Here is a 19,509-nt window from a genome sequence, read left to right as displayed (position 1 = left end):
CGACAGGCGCCATGTCAGCCGGCGGCCCGCAGCGGGGCGTCCGGCCGAACCGCGCGCCACCAGCGCTCCAGCGCGGCGTCGGTCGGCTCGGCGTAGACGGCGAGGTCGCCGGCATAGGCGCCCCAGGCGCCGGAAAAGGCCGGGGCGACGGAGGTGACGATCGGCAGATCACGGAGAATGGCGGCGGCGAAGGCGTCCACGAGGCCGGACCGCTCCGCCTCGAGCTTGCCGAACTTCGACAGCACCACGAGGTCGCACTCTCCCTCGATCGCCGCAAGCGCGTCGACGCAGGCCGCGGCGACCCCGGCCGGATCGAGATGGCAGGCGAGCGAGCCGGGGCCGAGGTCCTGGCCGATCACGTGACGCCGGCCGGTGGTCAGGTCACGCACCGCGCGGCCGGAGCACCCTGCGCCCGCCACGCCGCCGGTCTCCTCCACACAGCCCGCGACGCGCCAGCCCTCGCTCCGGCGCAGGGCCGCGAACCGGGCGAGGCTCCGCCCCACCACGTCGCTCGCGCCGTTCTGAAGCGCGATCACCCGCCGTTCCACCACCCGCCCTCCGAGCGCGGCCACTATCAGCGGCCGAAGACCCAATCGTGATGCATGTACGCATACAGCGGCGCGCAAGGCCAGCGCGGCGGAGGCGTTGGACGGCGGCGTTCTCACATCGGTCGGGCGCGAGCGCGGCGTGCGGACAACGTCCGAAATGCCGAGGCCACGGATGCGGTTCGCGCGTGGCCGTTCCGCCGGTCCAGTCAGCTTCGCGCGGAGACGTTCTTACGCAGAGACCTGAGGCGTCAAAGATTGTGAGGAGAGAAGCGTCAGGCGACCTTCACCGCTGGGCGGAACGGGATCACCTTCGGGGCGAAGGAGGAGGTCGGCGCGTCGCCGTGAAAGGCCGACAGATGACCCGTCTCCACCACCTCGTCGATCGCCCGCCGCAGATCGGCGGGGCTGTTGACCTCGTGGCCGAGATCGGAAGACAACGTCGCCGCCGCGCCGATCAGGGCGGAGAAAATGGCGCGGGGGTCTTCGCCACAACGCTGGAGGGTGCGGGCGAAGCGGAGGATGACTGCGTTCACGTCGTCGTTCGACATGGCTGGCGCTTTCGTATGCTTGAAACCTGAACCGTAAGCTACGCAGGTGGTGGTGTGTTCGCCGTCGCTGTCGTTTCAAAAACGACCGGCGAATCAGTCATCTTTCGAAGGTGAGCCGCAGTTCGCGCCGAATTGAGACCCGATTGCGGCGAAGATGCGCCACAGGTAAACACAAGATCACAGCCCTGCGACGACTGGGGGATCGCTGAGCGCCTGCAGTCGCGCCGCCGAGAGCCGGGCGAAACGCAGGGTCACGGCCTTGCGGCGCGCGCCGGCCAGAGGATGGACCGGCGCCTCGCGCAGCACGGCGGCGCCGTAGCCGTCCGCCCCGATCAGCCCGACGTCGTCAGGGATGAGGTCTTTGGGAAAGCCGCCCCCGACCGCGAAGTAGAACCGGTCGCAGAACGCGCGGTATTCCGGCCATTTGCGATCGGCGCGAAAGTCCTGCGGCCCCGACTTGATCTCCACGATCACGACCTCCCCGTTGCGCCCCAGCGCCATCACGTCCGCCCGCCGGCCCGAGCGAAGCGGCGTCTCCAGCAGGCAGCTCAGGCCCGCCTCCCGGAAATGCCGGCACACCCCGCGGGCGATGAGCGCCGCGACGCCGGACAGCGAGGGCCGGCGCGCCTCCCGGACGAGGTCGATCTCGTCCAGACCGGCGTTTCTTTCGGCCGCGATGGAACCGATGTTCTCCATACGTTCGAATTTGGCACGGAACAGGAACGGCGCCAAGTCCAAACGTCAGGCGGTGGCCGCGCCGTCCAGAAGCGCGCGCAGCCGGGGCCGGTTCAGCGCCAGCCATTGCAGCGCCAGCAGCAGATAGGCGTTGCGGGGCGCGGGATCGGCGAGGGCGGCGAGCGCGTCGTCGATCGGGACCGCGAAGGGCTGCGTCAGCTCCTGCTCCTCCTCCGCGCCGGCCTCGTCCGGAAGCGCGCCCGAATCGACGGCGGCGAGGAAGACCGTGGCGTTCTCGTCCACGATGCCGGGGGTGGGCAGGAAGCGGAAGGCGACGGCGAGCGCAGCGGCGGTCAGGCCGGTCTCTTCCTGCACCTCGCGGGCTGCGGCCTCGGCGGCGTCCTCCCCCGGCTCCATGCGGCCGGCGACGATCTCCACCAGATCGCCATGGCCGGTGGCGAGATGGGCCGGCAGGCGGAACTGGCGGATCAGCACCAGCGCGTCGCGGGCGAGGTCCACGGCGATGACGCCGACGCAGGGGCCGGCGCGCAGCACCTCGCGGTGCTGGGAGATCGCTCCGCGCTCCGCCGTCGCGGGCAGCGTCACCCGCCAGCCTTCCAGCCGGCGATAGCCGTCGAACAACGTCTCCGGCCCCTCCAGCGCCACGTCGGCGACGCGGTCGGCGAGCGCGTCCGGCCCGCTCATTGCGCCACCGCGTGGGATTCGGTCGCGGTGGCGTCGAAGGCGGCGGCGAGCAGCGCGCGGGCGTAGTCGGTCTTCGGCGCGGCGAAGATCTCCGCCGCCGATCCCTGCTCCACCACCTTGCCGCCGCGCATCACGATGAGGTCGTTCGCAAGCGCCTTCACCACCTTCAGATCGTGGCTGATGAACAGGTAGGAGAGGTTGCGCCGCGCCTGCGCCTCCCGCAGCAGCTCCACGATCTGCGCCTGCACCGACATGTCGAGCGCGCTGGTGGGCTCGTCCAGCACGATGAAGGCGGGCTCCAGCACCAGCGCGCGCGCAATGGCGATGCGCTGGCGCTGGCCGCCGGAAAACTCGTGCGGGTAGCGGTCGAGCGCGTCGTCGCCGAGCCCAACGTCCGCGAGCGCGCGGGCGACGGTGGCGCGCGTCTCCGGCGCCTTCAGCGTCCGGCCCTGCACGCCGAGCCCTTCGGCCACGATGTCGAGCACGGGCATGCGCGGGCTCAGCGACCCGTAAGGGTCCTGGAACACGATCTGCATGTCCTTGCGCAGCGGGCGCATGGCGCGGAAGCCGAGCCCGTCGATGCGGCGGCCGAGATAGGTCACCGGGCCCTGGCTCGAGATCAGCCGCAGGATGGCGAGGCCGAGCGTGGTCTTGCCGGAGCCGCTTTCGCCCACCACGCCGGTGGTCTGGCCGCGCCGGACGGTGAGCGACACGCCGTCCACCGCCTTCACATGGCCGACCGTGCGGCGGAGCAGGCCGCGGCGGATGGGGAACCAGACCTTGAGGTCCTCGGTCGTCACCACGGTCTCGGCGCTTTCGTCGCGCGGCGGCGGGGCGCCCTTGGGCTCGGCCGCCAGAAGCTTTCGCGTGTAGGCGTGGACCGGGTGCGCGAACACCTGCGCGGTCGGGCCCTGCTCCACGATGCGGCCGCCGGTCATGACGCAGACCCGGTCGGCGATCTTGCGCACGATGCCGAGGTCGTGGGTGATGAACAGCATGGCCATGCCGAGCCGGCCCTGCAGCTCCTTCAGCAGCGCGAGTATCTGGGCCTGAACCGTCACGTCGAGCGCGGTGGTGGGCTCGTCGGCGATCAGGATGTCCGGCTCGTTGGCGAGCGCCATGGCGATCATGACGCGCTGGCGCTGCCCGCCGGACAGCTGGTGCGGGAAGGCGTCCAGCCGCTCCTCGGCGTTGGGAATGCCCACCTGATGCAGCAGCTCCAGCACCCGCGCGCGCGCCTTGGCGCCCGACCAGCCGCGGTGCACGGTCAGTATCTCGCCCACCTGCCGCTCGATGGTGTGCAGCGGGTTGAGCGAGGTCATGGGCTCCTGGAACACCATGGAGATGTCGGCGCCGCGCACCTTGCGCAGCTCCTTCTCCGGCGCCTTCAGGAGATCGCGGCCGTCGAACAGGATTTCGCCGGACGGGTGGCCTGCGGCGGGGTAGGGCAGCAGCCGCACCACCGACAGCGCGGTGACGGACTTGCCGGAGCCGCTTTCGCCGACCAGCGCCAGCGTCTCGCCCTTGGCGAGGTCGAAGGACACGCGGTCCACCGCGAGCGAGCGGCCGCCCTCGCGGGCGAAATCCACCGACAGGTCGCGGACGGAGAGGAGGGGGGCGGAGCTCACCGGAACGTCTTCCTCGGGTCGAAGGCGTCGCGCACGGCTTCGCCGACGAAGATAAGCAGCGACAGCATCAGGCCGATCACCACGAAGCCGCAGATGCCGAGCCAGGGCGCCTGCTGGTTGGCCTTGCCCTGCGCCAGCAGCTCGCCGAGCGACGGCGAGCCCGGCGGCAGGCCGAAGCCGAGGAAGTCGAGCGCGGTGAGGGTGGAGATCGAGCCCGACAGGATGAAGGGCATGAAGGTCAGCGTCGCCACCATGGCGTTGGGCAGCAGGTGGCGGAACATGATCGAGCGGTCGGACACGCCGAGCGCGCGGGCGGCGCGCACATATTCGAAGTTGCGGCCGCGCAGGAACTCCGCCCGCACCACGCCCACCAGCGCCGTCCACGAGAACAGCAGCAGGATGCCGAGCAGCACCCAGACGCTCGGCGTCAGCACCGCCGAGATGATGATGAGCAGGTAGAGCGTCGGCACCGAGGTCCAGATCTCGATCACCCGCTGGAACAGCAGGTCGATCCAGCCGCCGAAATAGCCCTGCACCGCGCCGGCCGTGACGCCGATGACCGAGGACAGCAGCGTCAGCGCCAGACCGAACAGCACCGAGAGCCGGAAGCCGTAGATCAGCCGGGCCAGCACGTCGCGGCCCTGGTCGTCGGTGCCGAGCCAGTTCCACTCCAGATCGCCGCAGCCCTTGGCCCGGGGCGCGGCGCCGCCCTGCTGCGCCACCGGATCGCCGTCCGGCGTGCGGTCGGCCATGGCTTGCGCGCACTGGGCGTCGCTGAGCAGCCAGGTCGGGGGCGAGGGCGCCGGCGTCGGCAGGTTGAGGTTGATCGTGTCGTAGGAGTAGCGCACCGGCGGCCAGATCATGTAGCCGCCGGACTGCTTGATGAGGTCCTGAAGATAGGGGTCGCGGTAGCCGGCCTCGGTCTCGAAATCGCCGCCGAAGGCGGTCTCCGGATAGAACTTCACCGCCGGAAAGTAGAACCCGCCATCGTGCTTCACGAGGAACGGCTTGTCGTTGGCGATCAGCTCCGCGCCGAGGCTCAGCACGAACAGGATCAGGAACAGCACCAGCGACCACAGCCCGCGCCGGTTGGCCTTGAAGTTGGCGAGGCGGCGGCGGTTGATGGTGGACCGGCCGGACGCGGGCGCGGCCGGCATGGGCGGCGCGCCGGGCGAGGGCGGCGGAACGGCGACGGAGGCGTCGGTCATGTCACACCTCCCGCGCCTCGAAGTCGATCCGGGGATCGACCCACATGTAGCTCAGGTCCGAGATCAGCGAGACGACGAGGCCGAGCAGCGAGAAGATGAACAGGCTCGCGAACACCACGGCGTAGTCGCGCCCCACGATGGATTCGAAGCCCAGCAGCCCGAGGCCGTCCAGCGAGAAGATGTTCTCGATCAGCAGCGAGCCGGTGAAGAAGGCGCCGATGAAGGCGCCGGGGAAGCCCGCGATCAGCAGCAGCATGGCGTTGCGGAACACATGGCCGTAGAGCACCTGATTTTCGGTCAGGCCCTTCATGCGCGCGGTCTGGACGTACTGCTTGCGGATCTCGTCCAGGAACGAGTTCTTGGTGAGCAGCGTGGTGGTGGCGAAGGCCGAGATGCCGAGCGCGATCAGCGGCAGCGTCAGGTGCCAGAAGTAGTCGACGATCTTGCCCCACAGCGAGAGCTCGTTCCAGTTGTCGGAGGTGAGGCCGCGCAAGGGGAACCAGTCGAGGAAGCTGCCGCCGGCGAACAGGATGATCAGCAGGATCGCGAACAGGAAGCTCGGGATCGCGTAGCCCACCACGATGACGGTGGAGGTCCAGACGTCGAAGCGGGAGCCGTCGCGCACCGCCTTGGCGATGCCGAGCGGGACCGAGATCGCATAGGAGATCAGCGTCATCCACAGCCCGAGCGAGATCGAGACCGGCATCTTTTCGAGGATCAGGTCCACCACGTCGATATCGCGGAAGAAGCTGCGGCCGAAATCGAACCGCGCGTAGTCCCACACCATCTTGGCGAAGCGCTCATGGGGCGGGAGGTCGAAGCCGAACTGCTTCTCAAGCTGCTTGATGAACTCGGGGTCGAGCCCCTGCGCGCCGCGATACTTGGAGGTGATCGGGTCGTTGGAGGCGCCGCGCTGGGTCTGCGTCGGCGACAGGTCCGAGCCCGAGCCGCCGGAGAAGCGGGCGGTGGCGGAGGTGTCCTGTCCGCTCACCTGCGCGATCACCCGCTCCACCGGCCCGCCGGGCGCGAACTGGATGATGATGAAGGAGATCAGCATGATGCCGAGGATGGTGGGCACGATCAGCAGCAGGCGCCGCGCGACGTAAGCGAGCATGCGGGATCAGACCTTCATCGAGGCGGGCGAAAGGCCCGCGAAACGCATGCACGCGGAAGACGTGGGCCAGGGCGCCGTCAGCCGCGTCACGGCCGCACCCCCGCCTTGGCGGCCTTGTCCTCGTCCCACCACCACACCTCGGGCGCGCCGCGTTCGTAGCGCGGCTTGTCCGGTGGATGGCCGAAGGCGTCCCAATAGGCCAGCGTGTGGGTGTCCTTGTACCAGGCCGGCACCCAGTTGCGCAGCGAGCGCAGCACCCGGTCGAGCGCGCGGCATGCCACGTTGAGCTCGTCCCGCGTCTTCGCCGCGGCGATCGCCTCCACCAGCGCGTCCACCGCCGGATCGGCCACGCCGGACAGGTTCTGCGAGCCTTCGAGCTTGGCGGATTCCGAGGAGTAGACCTGCCGTAGGCCCTCGCCCGGGGTGGGCGACATGCTCATGCGCAGGCTGATGACGTCGAAGTCGAAGCTCTTCAGCCGGTTCTGGTACTGCGCCGCGTCCACTTGGCGGATGGCGGCGTCGATGCCGAGGAACTGCTTGAGGTTCTTGATGTAGGCGCTGACATGGGGCTGGAGCCCTGGCTCGTATTCGAGGAACTCGATCGCGAACGGCTCGCCCGCGGCGTTGAGCGCCCGCCCGTTCGTGATGGTCCAGCCGGCCTCGCGCATCAGCCGCACCGCCTCGCGCATCAGCCGGCGGTCCTGCCCGGAGCCGTCGCTGACCGGCGGCGTCCACGGCGCGCCGAAGACGTCGTCGGAGATCTTGCCGCGGAATGGCTCCAGCAGCTTCAACTCCGCGCCCTCGGCCGGGCCGGTCGCCATCATCTCGGGCGCGCCCTGGAACACGGAGACCGTGCGCTTGTAGGCCCCGAACATCAGGTTGCGGTTCATCCACTCGAAGTCGAAGACCAGATTCAGAGCCTGCCGCACGCGGGGATCCTGAAACTTCCCCCGCCGCAGGTTGAAGAACCAGCCCTGTCCGCCGGACGGCGTCAGGTCCGGCAGCGTCTCGCGCTTCACCTTGCCCTCGCGCACGGCCGGGAACTCGTAGCCGGTGGCCCAGACGCGGGAGGTGAAGTCCTCCCGGAACAGATAGGCGCGCCCCTTGAAGGCCTCGAAGGCCACGTCCCGGTCCCGGAAGAACTCGAACCGGATCTGGTCGAAGTTCCACTGGCCGACGGCGACGGGCAGATCCTTCGCCCACCAGTCCTTGACCCGCTCGTAGGCCACGTAGCGGCCCTGCTCGAACCGGCTGACCTTGTACGGGCCGGAACCGAGCGGCGGCTCAAGGCTCGCGTCCTCGAAGGCGTGGGTCGCGTACCAGGCCTTCGAGAAAATCGGCAGCGCGGCGAGCGTCAGCGGCAGGTCGCGGGTGCGGTTCGGCTTCAGGCGCAGGATCACCACGTCGTCCGAGGGTGTCTCGACGGCGTCGAGATCGCGGATCGACTGGGTGATCAGCGGGTGGCCCTTGGTCTTCAGCGTCTCCAGCGACCACTTCACGTCCGCCGAGGTCAGAGGCGAGCCGTCATGGAACCGGGCCTCCGGGCGCAGCCGGAACCGATAGGCGAGGCCGTCGCCCGACACCGCCACGGAGGCGGCGACCAGCCCGTAGAGCGCGTCCGGCTCGTCGGCGGCGCGCGCCATCAGGCTGTCGAACGTCAGCTCCATCCCCTGCGCGCCTTCGCCCTTCAGGATGTAGGCGTTGAAGGTGTTGAAGGTGGTCAGGCTCTGGTTCAGCGCGTTCCTGTGCGGCGTGTGGCTGAAGGTCCCGCCCTTGGGCGCGTCGGCGCGCACATAGTCGAACGCCTTGGCGTCCGGAGCGTATTTCAGGTCGCCGAAGGCCGAGAGGCCGTGCCGGTCCGGCCCGAAGGCCTTCGGATCGCCCTCCGCCGCGGCGGCGGCCGCGGGCGCGCCCTCCGTCTCGGCGCGGGCGAAGCGGGGCGCCGCCCACGGCAGCGCGGCCGCCGCGCCCGCATAGGCGAGAACCGCGCGGCGGGAGACGGGCGCGCTCACGAGCGGCCCCCCGTCGCCTTGGCCTTCTCCGCGTCCCACCACCACAGCGTCGGGAACATGGCGCCGCGGGGCGGCAGGTTGTCGGGCCGGGCGAAGCGGTTCCAGCGGGCGGTGCGGTCCTCGACGCTGGTGAACTGCGGCACAACATAGTTGTGGGCGAGCAGCACCCGGTCCAGCGCGCGGGTGGCGGCCACCAGCTCGTCGCGGTCGCGGGCGTAGATCACCTTCTCAATCAGCGCGTCGATCGCGGGGTCCTTGATGCCCACCACGTTCTGCGAGCCCTGCCGGTCCGCGGCCTCCGAGCCCCACATGTCGCGCTGTTCGTTGCCGGGCGAGAGCGACTGCCCCCAGCCCATGGTGATGACGTCGAAGTCCGACGAGCGGATGCGGTTGATGTACTGGCTGTCGTCGAGAAGCCGCTGGCTCACCAGCACCCCGAGGCGCTCCAGCGCCGGGCGGTAGAAGCTGAGCGACCGCTCGGCGCTAGGGTCGTTGTAGATGAACTCCAGCGTGAAGGGCTCGCCCTTGCCGTTGCGCAGCACCGGGCGGGTGGGGGCCGAGGACAGGCCGACCGCGCGCAGCGCCCTGTCGACGAACGAGACCTCGCCGTCCTCGCGGGCCTCCTGCCGCACGGTCCAGCCGGCCTCCTTCAACAGCCGCACCGCCTCGCGCAGGTTCTCGCGCGTCTTCTCGGGCGAGCCGCCGGTGGGGTTGGCGTAAGGCGTGGTGAAGACCTCGGCCGGAACCTTGTCGCGCACGCTTTCGAGGATTTCGAGCTCGCGGCCCTCGGGCAGGTCCTTCGACGCCAGCTCGGTGCCGTAGAAGTAGCTGTTGATGCGGACATACTGTCCGAACATGATGGTCTTGTTGATTTCCTCGAAGTCGAAAGCGAGGTTGAACGCGCGGCGCACGCGCGGATCCTTGAACCGGTCGCGGCGGGTGTTGAACGCGTAGCCCTGCATCCGGCCGGACTCCGAGTCCTTGAAGGTCTCGAGGACGACGCGGCCCTCCTTCGCCGGCGGGAAGTCATAGGCGGTCGCCCAGTTCTTGGCGCTGTTCTCCTCGCGCCAGTCGTACTGGTCGCCCTTGAACGCCTCCACGATCACCGTCGTGTCCCGGTAGTAGTCGAAGCGGATCTCGTCGAAGTTGTGCGCGCCGCGCCGCACGGGCAGGTCCTTGCCCCAGTAGTCCGCGACGCGCTCGTAGGCGACCCAGCGGCCGGGCGCGAGATCCTTGACCCGGTAGGGCCCGGAGCCGAGCGGCTTCTCAAGCGCGCCTTCCTCCACGTTCCGCTTTTTGCCGGAGGCGTCGGTCCCCTCCCACCACACCTTGGGCAGAACCTGCAGCTGGCCCATGATCTGCGGCAGCTCGCGGTTTCCGGGGCCGGCGAAGGTGAAGGTGACCTCGCGCTCGCCCGTCTTCTCGGCCTTGACCACATCCTTGTAGTAGAAGCCCATCGTCGGGTTGACGCGCTTCAGCGTGTCGAAGGACCAGATCACATCCTCGACCGTGATCGGCGAGCCGTCGTTGAACCTCGCCTCCGCCCGGAGCAGGAACGTCACCGACGACCAGTCGGCCGGGTGCTTCACCGCCTCGGCGATCAGGCCATATTCGGTGGCCGGCTCGTCGTAGGAGCTGGTCATCAGCGTGTCGTAGAGCAGCCCCGTGCCCGCGGCGGGGTTTCCCTTGCGGATGAAGGCGTTGAGGCTGTCGAAGGTGCCGAGCGTGGCGAGCCGCGCCACGCCGCCCTTGGGCGCGTCCGGGTTCACATAGTCGAAGTGGGGGAAGCCTTCCGGGTATTTTACGTCGCCGAACAGCGAGAGCCCATGCTTCCACACGTCCGCGGCGGGCGCCGCCGGGGCCTCCTGCGGCGCGGGCTGGGGCTCCTGGGCGAAGGCCTGCGGAGCGAAGGCGAGCGCGACTGCGAAGGCGGCGGCGTAGCGAAGCGTCATCGGCGGGCGGATTCCTGTTCGTCGGCGAAGCGGCGTGGCCGGCATTATGCCCCGAAACGCGGCAGGTTCCAGCCGCCGCCGGCGGCTGACGCGAACGTGAGTCCCGGGAGCCGCCCCGCGCGCGGGCAAAAAAGAAGGCCGGGCGTTGAACGCCCGGCCGTCGAAACGCGCGGTCAGAGCCGCGTGCGGCGTTGTGGGATCACTTGCCCGGCAGGGGCAGGGGAGCGTCCGAGTTCTTGTTCAGCCAGGCGATGATGTTGGCCCGCTCCTGCGGGTCCTCGATCTCCATGAACATCATGGTGCCGGGGGCGTAGGCGTCGGCGTTCTGGAGCCAGAGGTCGAGCTGGTCGAAGGTCCAGTCGCCGGGCTTGCCCTTGAGGGCGTCGGAATATTCGAAGCCCTCCTGGTGGCCGTGCTTCAGGCCGACCACGCCGTAGAGGTTCGGGCCGGCGCCGGCCGGCTCGCCCTTCTTGACCGTGTGGCAGACCGCGCACTTCTCGCCGATGGTCTTCTCGCCCGCGGCGAGATCGGCGGAGGCGAGGCGCTCAGCGATCGGCGCGCCGGACGCGGCGGCGGGAGCCGCCGGCTGCTCGGCGGGCGCGTCGGCCTTCTTCTCCTCGGCGGGAGCCGCAGGCGCGGGCGCGGCCGGAGCGGCTTCCGTTTTCTTCTCCTCAGCCGGCGCGGCCGGAGCCGGGGCGGCCGGGGCCGCTTCGGTCTTCTTCTCTTCGGCCGGGGCTGCGGCGGGCGCCGCGGCGCCGAGATCGAGCGGCTTGTCCGAGTTCTGGTTCAGCCAGGCGATGAGCGCGGCGCGCTCCTGCGGGTTCTTGATGCCCGCGAAGGCCATGGAGGTGCCGGAGATGTAGCCCTTCGGGCTCTCCAGCCACTTGTTCATGGCGTCCACGTCCCAGGTCTTGTCGGCGGTGGCCTTCATGGCGGCCGAATAGCCGAAGCCATCCTGATGGGCGTGCTTCAGGCCAAGGATGCCGTAGAGGTTCGGGCCGGCCTTGGCCGCGCCGCCCTTGTCGAAGGAGTGGCACGCGCCGCACTTCTTGGAGGCGCTTTCGCCCTTCTTCAGGTCAGCCGCGGCCACCTGCGCCTTGAAGTCGTCGCCGCCGCCCGCAGGGGCCGCGCCCGCCGCAGGGGCCGCCGCGCCGCCGGCCGGAGCCGCCGGGATGTCGAGCGGCTTGTCGGAGTTCTTGTTGAGATAGACGATCAGGTTAGCGCGCTCTTCCGGGTTCTTGATGCCCGCGAAGGCCATGGAGGTGCCGGAAATGTAGCCCTTCGGGCTTTCGAGCCACTTGTCCATGGCCTCGAAGTCCCAGGTCTTGTCGGCGGTGGCCTTCATGGCGGCGGAATAGCCGAAGCCGTCCTGATGGGCGTGCTTCAGGCCGATGACGCCGTAGAGATTCGGACCGGCCTTGGCCGCGCCGCCCTTGTCGAAGGAGTGGCACGCGCCGCACTTCTTGGCGGCGCTTTCGCCCTTGGCGGCGTCGGCCTTGGCGAGCAGGGCGAGAACGCCCGCGCCTTCGCCGCCGCCCGCCGCGGGCGCGCCGCCTTCCGGAGCCTTGACCGCGACCTCGAAGCCCGGCTTCTCAGGCTCCTTGTCCTTGAACAGCGCGCCGGCGATGGCGTTGACGCCCAGGACGACGGTCAGAGAGCCGAGCACCGCGCCGGCGATCTTGTTCAACTGGAAGGCGTCCATATCGTCTCCATCAGGGTAGGCCCCGCCGCAGCGGCGCGCGGACAATAATTGGCCAAATTCTAAAAATCCACGCTCTCACAAGCTTCGCGATCATACTTTCGGAGGCCTCCGGCCCTCCTTCGCCCTGATTTTGCGACGCGGGCGCAAACCGGTTATCACCCTCGCGCCGGACCACCGCGCCCGCGCCTGAAACCTCGCCGTCACGCCGATCGAGCGGATCCGCCTCATGCCCACGCTCCGAAATCCGCTGCGCCCGTTGGTGCTCGTGCCCGCCCGCCTCGGCGCCACGCGGCTGCCCAACAAGCCCTTGGCCGACATCCACGGCGACCCGATGATCGTCCACGTCTGGCGGCGGGCGAAGGAGGCGGGCGTCGGCCCGGTGGTGGTGGCGACGGATTCGCCCGACGTGGCGGAGGCGATCGTCGCGGCGGGCGGCCAGGCGACGCTGACCCGCGCAGACCACGCCTCGGGGTCGGACCGCATCCACGAGGCGGTCGACGCGCTCGATCCGGATTGCGACTTCAACGTGATCGTGAACGTGCAGGGCGACCTGCCGACGCTCGATCCGGCGGCGATCCGGGCGAGCCTCGCGCCGCTCGAGGACCCCGAGGTCGACATCGCGACCCTGGTCGCGGAGATCACCCGCGAGGAGGAGAAGACCGCGCCGAGCGTGGTGAAGATGGTGGGCACGGAGATCGCGCCCGGCCGCTTCCGCTGCTTCTACTTCACCCGCGCCACCGCGCCCACGGGGCCGGGGCCGCTCTATCACCACATCGGGCTCTACGCCTATCGCCGCTCGGCGCTGGAGCGCTTCGTGCGGCTCAAGCCCTCGCCGCTGGAGCAGCGCGAGAAGCTGGAGCAGCTGCGCGCGCTGGAGGCCGGCATGCGCATCGACGCCGTGAAGGTGGACGTGGTGCCGCTCGGCGTCGACACCGCCGACGATCTGGAGCGCGCCCGCGTCATGCTGATCCACGCGGCGGAAGGTCTGTGAGCGCCATGGGGACCAGCGGCAGGATCGCGTATCAGGGCGAGCCGGGGGCGAACTCCCATCTCGCCTGCGACCGGGTGTTACCGGAGATGGAGCCCGCGCCTTACGCGAGCTTCGAGGACGCGCTGGCGGCGGTGGCGTCCGGCGTCTGCGAGCTCGGCATGATCCCGATCGAGAACTCGGCCAACGGCCGGGTGGCGGACATCCACCACCTGATGCCCTCCGCCGGACTGCACATCGTCGGCGAGTACTTCATGCCGATCCATCACCAGCTCATGGCCGTGAAGGGCGCGACGCTCGACGGGCTGAAGGTGGTCCAGAGCCACGTGCAGGCGCTTGGCCAGTGCCGGAGCAAGCTGCGGGAGCTCGGCCTGACGCCTGTGATCGGCGACGACACGGCGGGCTCAGCCCGGGAGATCGCGGACGCCGGCGATCCGACCCGCGGCGCGCTCGCCTCCGAACTCGCGGCCAGCGTCTATGGCCTCGACATCCTCGCCCGCAACGTCGAGGACTTCGAGAACAACACCACCCGCTTCGTGGTGCTGTCGCGCGAGAAGCGCTGGGCGCCGGCCGGCGCGGGGCTCACCGTCACCACCTTCGTGTTCAAGGTGCGCAACATTCCGGCCGCGCTCTACAAAGCGCTGGGCGGCTTCGCCACCAACGGCGTGAACATGACGAAGCTGGAGAGCTACCAGCTCGACGGCGGCTTCACCGCCACCCAGTTCTACGCCGACGTGGAGGGCCATCCGCGCGATGCGGCGCTGAAGCGGGCGCTGGAGGAGCTGAAGTTTTTCTCCTCCGAACTGGCGATCCTCGGCGTCTATCCGGCGCACGACTTCCGGGTCGCGGCGCGGGCGATCGAGGCGCAGTCGGTGGTGCGCAAGACGCCGCGCCGGGCGGGCTGACGCCTCACTCCGCGGGGGCGGCCTCAGGCCCGCGCGGCCGGCTGCGCCGTTCGGCCCAGACGACCTTGCGGTAGTCGAAGCCCTGCGCCAGCGACGGCTTCACGATCTGGAAATAGGGCGAGATGTCGAAGTCCCGCGGCATGTAGAGCGAGTGGTGCCGGATGTGCAGGATCTCGCGCCGCAGGCCCTCGTCGGTCACGGTCTGGATGTCGGGCAGGATCGGGTAGCGCACCCGCTCGAAGGCGCGGGCGATCAGCGACGAGCAGATGGCCCGCGTCGGCAGGCCCGACCCCAGCGCCAGCATGCGCCGGCGCATCCGCGCCGAGACGAACGGCACGGGCGCCAGATAGCGCATCAGGTCGAGCACGTTCTTGACGTCGTACTCGTAGCCGAGCCGGAGGATGCAGTAGCGCGCCACCTGCTCCCGCTCGTGCAGGTCGAGATCGTGCGGGCGGCAGACGCGGATGTGCTCGCGGGCGTATTTCGACAGCGGCGCGGAGGCGCAGCCGATGCCGAGCTCCATCTCCACCAGCGTGTGGCGCTCGCCGTCCGGCTCGGCCGTGTCCAGCATGTCGCCCACGTAGAGCACCGCGTGGGACCAGATCGAGGACGTCATGCGCCGGATCACCGAGGAGACCCGCGACCGGCCCGCGATCAGGATCACGTCGCCCACCTGAAGCGTGGAGCGCAGCGTGGCGAGGTCGCAGATGTGCTGCGGCGCCGGACGCGTCTCCGTGATCAGATAGTCGATGAGACGCCGCCCCGCGGCGTTTTCCAGCCAGCCCATGATCCTTGCGCGCCTGTCCGCCCCGGAGGCCGCCCGCGTTGCGATGTTCGGGCAGAGTAAGACATCAGACGCTCAGCTTAAGTGCGCGCCGATTGCCATTCGGTTGCGGCTTCGCGCCGAAAATTCCGGCTTTCGTCGCGTGGTTAACAAATGTATAAAGCCATATTCTAATTTTTGATTAAAAAGAGAACGAAAGAAGATGTCCCGATTCGGATCCGATTCGTTCCGGTGCGAACGAATCATCTCCGAATCGGGACGTCGTGATTTGTTCTTCCGCCTGCGATGTCGCGCCTTGGACGGTCGTCACGAAACGGCGGGCCGTCATCGCCAGACGATGTTCGGGCGCTAGCTTCCCCGCGACGCGCCGGTCGTTTCGGCCCGCGCCGCAACGGGAGGTCGGCATGCCGCGCAGCGAAGCCATCCGGACGAAGCGGATCGCCGAGGCGGGAGAGATCGCCGCGGCCGGGGACGGCCCGCCGCTCGCTTTCGTGGAGGCGCTGTTCGCCCAGGCGGGCGCGGCCGACCTCGTGGCCCTCGACGCGGACAGGCTCGCCGGCCTCGCGCGCGAGGCGTGGCGGCATGTGGGGACGCGGTCTCCGGGCGCGCACCACATCCGCCTGTCCGATCCCGATCTCGGCCCCGTCGGCGAGACCACGGTGATCGAGATCGTCAACGACGACATGCCCTATCTGGTGGACAGCGTGGTGGCGGAGCTGGCCGAGCGCGGGATCGCGCCGCGCCTCGTGCTGCATCCGATCCTGGCGGTCGAGCGTGACGCCGGCGGCGGGCTCCGCCGCTTCCTCGGCGACGCCAACCGGGCGGAGTTCGAGGACACGCCGCGCGAGAGCCTGATCCATCTCCATGTGGACCGCGTCGACGGCGAGGAGGCGAGGGCGGAGCTGGTCGCCGCGCTTGACCGGGTGCTCGCCGACGTGCGGGTGGCGCAGCACGATCACGACGCCATGCGGGCGACGATCAGCGCCGCCGTCGCCGCCTTCCGGGAGACGCCGCCGCCGCTGAACGTGGAGGAGCTGGCGGAGGCGGCCCAGTTCCTCGACTGGCTGCTGACGGACGATTTCGTCCTGCTCGGCGTGCGCGCCTACGCCTTCGTCGGCGCCGGCGAGGACGAGCAGCTGGAGCCCCTGACCGACACGGGCCTCGGCCTGCTGCGCGACCCCGCCGCCCGGGTGCTGCAGCGGGGCGGGGAGCTGGTGCATTACACGCCTGAGATCCGCGCCTTCTTCCACGAGCCGAAGCCGCTGATCGTCACCAAGGCCAGCGTGCGCTCGCGGGTCTATCGCCGCCGCCATCTCGACTATGTGGGCGTGAAGAACTTCGACGGCGAGGGCCGCCTCACCGGCGAGCTGCGCATCGTCGGCCTGTTCGCGCCCACCGCCCTGACGCGGCCGGCGCGCGCCACGCCCTTCATCCGCCGCAAGGTCGATCTCGTCACCCGGCGGGCGGGCTTCGACCCGGACAGCCATTCCGGCAAGTCGCTCGCGGCGGCGCTGGAGTCGCATCCGCGCGACGAGCTGTTCCAGACCGACGTGGACACGCTCTACGACACCGCGCTCCGCATCCTGAACCTGCTGGAGCGGCCGCGGGTGCAGGCGATCGTGCGGCGGGACCGGTTCGACCGCTTCGTGTCGGCGCTCGTCTACGTGCCGCGCGAGCGTTACGACACCGCGGTCCGCGTCCGCATCGGCGAGCATCTGGCGGAGCGCTTCGGCGGCCATGTCACGGCCTATTATCCGGGCTTTCCCGAAGGACCGCTGGCGCGCGTCCATTTCATCATCGGGCTCGAGGAGCGCGACGTTCCGGAGCCAGACCCCGAGGCGCTGGACGCGGAGCTCGCCGCCCTCGTCGCCACCTGGGCGGACAAGCTCAAGGCCGCGCTCCTGCGCGTCCGGCCCGGCGGCGAGGCCCGGCGGCTGACGCAGGTCTACGGCCACGCCTTCGGCCGCGGCTACGAGGCCCGCGCCGACGCGGCCGAGGCGGTGACCGACATCGGCCATATGGAGCGCCTGTCGGCGGAGGCGCCCTTCGCGGTCGATTTCTACGCCCGAGCCGACGAGGCGGGCCTGCGGCTGAAGGTGTTCGCGCGCGGCGCGCCAATCCCGCTGTCGCGCCGGGTGCCGCTGCTGGAGAACATGGGGTTCCGCGTCATCGACGAGCGCTCCTACCGCAGCGAGCCGGCGGGGCGCGGCGAGGACGGCCGGGTGTGGATCCACGACATGGCGCTGGAGCGCGCCCGGGGCGGCGCGATCGAGCTGACGCCGGAACTGGACGCGCGTCTCGAGGCGCTGCTGATCGCGGCGCTCACCGGCGTCGCGGACAGCGACGGCTACGACGCGCTGGCGCTGGAGGCGGGCCTCGACTGGCGCGAGGTGGCGCTGATCCGGGCGCTGTCGCGCTACCTGAGGCAGGCGCGCGCGCCCTACGATCAGGACTACATGTGGGCGACGCTGGCAAAACACGCCCGCATCGCAGGCGAGCTCTCGGCGCTGTTCCGCGTCCGCTTCGACCCCGCCTTCGCGGGCGACCGCGCCGGGCGCGAGGCCGAGATCGCGGCCGGGATCGAGGAGGCGCTCGGAGCCGTGGAGAGCCTCGACGAGGACCGCATCCTGCGGAAGTTCCTCAACCTGATCCAGGCCTGCCGCCGCACCAGCGCCTACCGCCTCGCGCCGGACGGCGACGGGCCCGCCACGCTCGCCTTCAAGTTCGAGAGCCGCAAGGTGGAGGACCTGCCCGAGCCCCGTCCGCTCTACGAGATCTTCGTCACCTCGCCCCGGGTCGAGGGCGTTCATCTGCGCTTCGGCAAGGTGGCGCGCGGCGGCCTGCGCTGGTCCGACCGGCCGCAGGACTTCCGCACCGAGGTGCTCGGCCTCGTGAAGGCGCAGCAGGTGAAGAACGCGGTCATCGTGCCGGTGGGCGCCAAGGGCGGCTTCGTGCCGAAGCGCCTGCCCGCCGGCCCCCGCGACGCCTGGCTCGCCGAGGGCTCGGCCGCCTACAGGCTCTTCATCAACGCCCTGCTGGACGTGACCGACGACCTGTCGAAGGACGAGATCGTTCCCCCGCGCGACGTGGTCCGCCACGACGGCGACGATCCCTACCTGGTGGTGGCCGCCGACAAGGGCACCGCCACATTCTCCGACACCGCCAACGGCATCGCCGAAGAGCGGGGCTTCTGGCTGGGCGACGCCTTCGCCTCCGGAGGCTCCGCCGGCTACGACCACAAGGGCATGGGCATCACCGCCCGCGGCGCCTGGGAGGCGGTGAAGCGCCACTTCCGCGAGATGGACGTGGACATCCAGACTACGCCCTTCACGGCGGTGGGCGTCGGCGACATGTCCGGCGACGTGTTCGGCAACGGCATGCTGCTGTCGGAAAAAACCCGCCTGATCGCCGCCTTCGACCATCGGGACATCTTCCTCGACCCCGACCCGGACCCCGCCGCCTCGTTCGAGGAGCGCCGGCGGCTGTTCGCCCTGCCGCGTTCGAGCTGGGCCGATTACGACGCCGGCAAGATTTCGAAGGGCGGCGGCGTGTTCTCCCGCGCGCTCAAGGTCATCCCGCTGTCGGAGGAGGCGCGTCGGGCGCTGGGCTTCGACCGGCCGAGCGCCACGCCGCAGCAGGTGATCAGCGCCATCCTGAAGGCGCCCGCGGACCTGTTGTGGTTCGGCGGCATCGGCACCTATGTGCGGGCGGGATCTGAGACCGACGAGCAGGCCGGCGACCGGGTCAACGACGCCGTGCGCGTCGCGGCCTCGGAGCTTCGGGTGAAGGTGGTGGGGGAGGGCGCCAATCTGGGCGTCACCCAGAAGGGCCGGGTGGAGGCCGCCCGCAACGGCGTGCGCCTCAACACCGACGCCATCGACAACTCCGCCGGCGTGAACACCTCGGACGTGGAGGTGAACATCAAGATCGCCTTCGCCGGCCTGATGCGCGACGGCGCGCTGGCGCGCGACGAGCGCGACCGCATTCTCGTCGAGATGACCGACGAAGTGGCGGCGCTGGTGCTCGCCAACAACTACGACCAGACGCTGGCGCTCTCGCTCGCCCAGCGCTCGGGCGTGGAGGAGGCGGGGTTCCAGACCCGGCTGATGCAGGCGCTGGAGGGCCGGGGCCTGCTCAGCCGCGCGGTGGAGTTTCTGCCGGACGACGCCGCGCTCGCGGAGCGCGGCCGCGCCGGCGACCCGCTGACGCGGCCCGAGATCGCCGTGCTGCTGGCCTGGGCCAAGATCGCGCTCTATGACGATCTGCTCGCGTCCGGCGCCCCGGATGATCCCGCGTTCGAGACCATCCTCTTGGGCTATTTCCCGACCCTGATGCGCGAGCGGTTCCCCGACGCCATTCTGACGCACCGGCTCCGGCGGGAGATCGTGGCGACGGCGCTCGCCAACGTCATGATCAACCATGGCGGCCCGGCGCTGGCGGTGCGGCTCGCGGACCAGACCGGCGCGCCGCCGGCCCGGATCGCGGCGGCCTACGCGGTCGCGGCCCGCGCCTACGACCTCGACGGGCTGAAGGCGGCGATCGACGCGCTGGACAATCAGGTTCCAGGCGCGCTCCAGCTCGAACTCTACGCGGGCCTGAGCGACCTGCTTCTGCGCCGCATGACCTGGTTCCTGAGCAACGCGGACGTGGAGAGCGACGTGGCGGCGGCCGCCGAGCGCTTCCGGGCGGGGGTGGAGGCGGTCGCGGCCGATCTCGACGCCGCGCTCGGCGAAGCCGCCG

The 19,509-nt window shown here is 70.1% G+C and carries 14 protein-coding genes; 3 read left to right on the top strand and 11 right to left on the bottom strand.

The window, feature by feature from the left end; genetic code table 11:
- Nucleotides 1-14: 14 nt before the first annotated feature.
- The 10 genes from ACFQ4O_RS07450 to ACFQ4O_RS07405 all read right to left on the bottom strand — a co-directional run bounded on the left by ACFQ4O_RS07450 (nt 15) and on the right by ACFQ4O_RS07405 (nt 12,092).
- A complete protein-coding gene (locus ACFQ4O_RS07450; protein ID WP_378775066.1) occupies nt 15-572 on the bottom strand; it encodes a DUF2478 domain-containing protein in 558 nt (185 codons plus the stop codon).
- A gap of 248 nt (nt 573-820) precedes the next feature.
- Nucleotides 821-1,096: a hypothetical protein gene (locus ACFQ4O_RS07445; RefSeq protein ID WP_378775065.1), complete on the bottom strand. Its 276-nt coding sequence runs from the start codon at nt 1,094-1,096 to the stop codon at nt 821-823.
- 177 nt (nt 1,097-1,273) lie between these two features.
- Nucleotides 1,274-1,792, bottom strand: a complete 519-nt coding sequence (locus ACFQ4O_RS07440; protein WP_378775064.1) for an MmcB family DNA repair protein — start codon at nt 1,790-1,792, stop codon at nt 1,274-1,276.
- 45 nt (nt 1,793-1,837) lie between these two features.
- Nucleotides 1,838-2,476, bottom strand: a complete 639-nt coding sequence (locus ACFQ4O_RS07435; protein WP_378775063.1) for an NUDIX domain-containing protein — start codon at nt 2,474-2,476, stop codon at nt 1,838-1,840.
- On the bottom strand, nt 2,473-4,104 hold the full coding sequence (locus tag ACFQ4O_RS07430) for an ABC transporter ATP-binding protein (RefSeq protein WP_378775062.1): 1,632 nt from the start codon (nt 4,102-4,104) through the stop codon (nt 2,473-2,475). Before ACFQ4O_RS07430 ends, ACFQ4O_RS07435 begins: the two co-directional genes overlap by 4 nt.
- Nucleotides 4,101-5,312: an ABC transporter permease gene (locus ACFQ4O_RS07425; RefSeq protein WP_378775061.1), complete on the bottom strand. Its 1,212-nt coding sequence runs from the start codon at nt 5,310-5,312 to the stop codon at nt 4,101-4,103. The genes ACFQ4O_RS07430 and ACFQ4O_RS07425 overlap by 4 nt, the downstream gene beginning before the upstream one ends.
- Nucleotide 5,313: 1 nt before the next feature.
- Complete coding sequence (locus tag ACFQ4O_RS07420) at nt 5,314-6,426, bottom strand: microcin C ABC transporter permease YejB (RefSeq protein WP_378775060.1); 1,113 nt, start codon at nt 6,424-6,426, stop codon at nt 5,314-5,316.
- A gap of 86 nt (nt 6,427-6,512) precedes the next feature.
- On the bottom strand, nt 6,513-8,438 hold the full coding sequence (locus ACFQ4O_RS07415; protein WP_378775058.1) for an extracellular solute-binding protein: 1,926 nt from the start codon (nt 8,436-8,438) through the stop codon (nt 6,513-6,515).
- The gene (locus ACFQ4O_RS07410) at nt 8,435-10,390 is read right to left on the bottom strand and encodes an extracellular solute-binding protein (protein ID WP_378775057.1); all 1,956 of its coding nucleotides are present in this window, start codon (nt 10,388-10,390) and stop codon (nt 8,435-8,437) included. The genes ACFQ4O_RS07415 and ACFQ4O_RS07410 overlap by 4 nt, the downstream gene beginning before the upstream one ends.
- 199 nt (nt 10,391-10,589) lie before the next feature.
- Nucleotides 10,590-12,092 carry a c-type cytochrome gene (locus tag ACFQ4O_RS07405; protein WP_378775055.1) on the bottom strand — a complete coding sequence of 501 codons (1,503 nt, stop codon included), beginning with the start codon at nt 12,090-12,092 and terminating at the stop codon, nt 10,590-10,592.
- A gap of 226 nt (nt 12,093-12,318) precedes the next feature.
- On the opposite strand from ACFQ4O_RS07405, the gene ACFQ4O_RS07400 reads away from it, so the two are divergent.
- On the top strand, nt 12,319-13,083 hold the full coding sequence (locus tag ACFQ4O_RS07400; RefSeq protein ID WP_378775054.1) for a 3-deoxy-manno-octulosonate cytidylyltransferase: 765 nt from the start codon (nt 12,319-12,321) through the stop codon (nt 13,081-13,083).
- Between the two features lie 5 nt (nt 13,084-13,088).
- Nucleotides 13,089-13,985: a prephenate dehydratase gene (locus ACFQ4O_RS07395; RefSeq protein ID WP_378775067.1), complete on the top strand. Its 897-nt coding sequence runs from the start codon at nt 13,089-13,091 to the stop codon at nt 13,983-13,985.
- 4 nt (nt 13,986-13,989) lie between these two features.
- On the opposite strand, the gene ACFQ4O_RS07390 is transcribed toward ACFQ4O_RS07395, so the two are convergent.
- Entirely contained in the window at nt 13,990-14,772 is a 783-nt protein-coding gene (locus ACFQ4O_RS07390; protein ID WP_378775052.1) for a lipo-like protein, read from the bottom strand.
- Nucleotides 14,773-15,173: 401 nt separating this feature from the next.
- Here ACFQ4O_RS07390 and ACFQ4O_RS07385 point away from each other — a divergent pair.
- A partial coding sequence (locus ACFQ4O_RS07385) for an NAD-glutamate dehydrogenase (protein ID WP_378775051.1) occupies nt 15,174-19,509 on the top strand: 4,336 nt, incomplete at its 3' end.

Source organism: Methylopila musalis, assembly GCF_042679725.1.
In the GTDB taxonomy this organism is placed as follows: Bacteria; Pseudomonadota; Alphaproteobacteria; order Rhizobiales; family Methylopilaceae; genus Methylopila; species Methylopila musalis.
The sequence above is the reverse complement of the archived record's forward strand: the minus strand, read 5'-3'. Positions and strand labels throughout refer to the sequence as shown.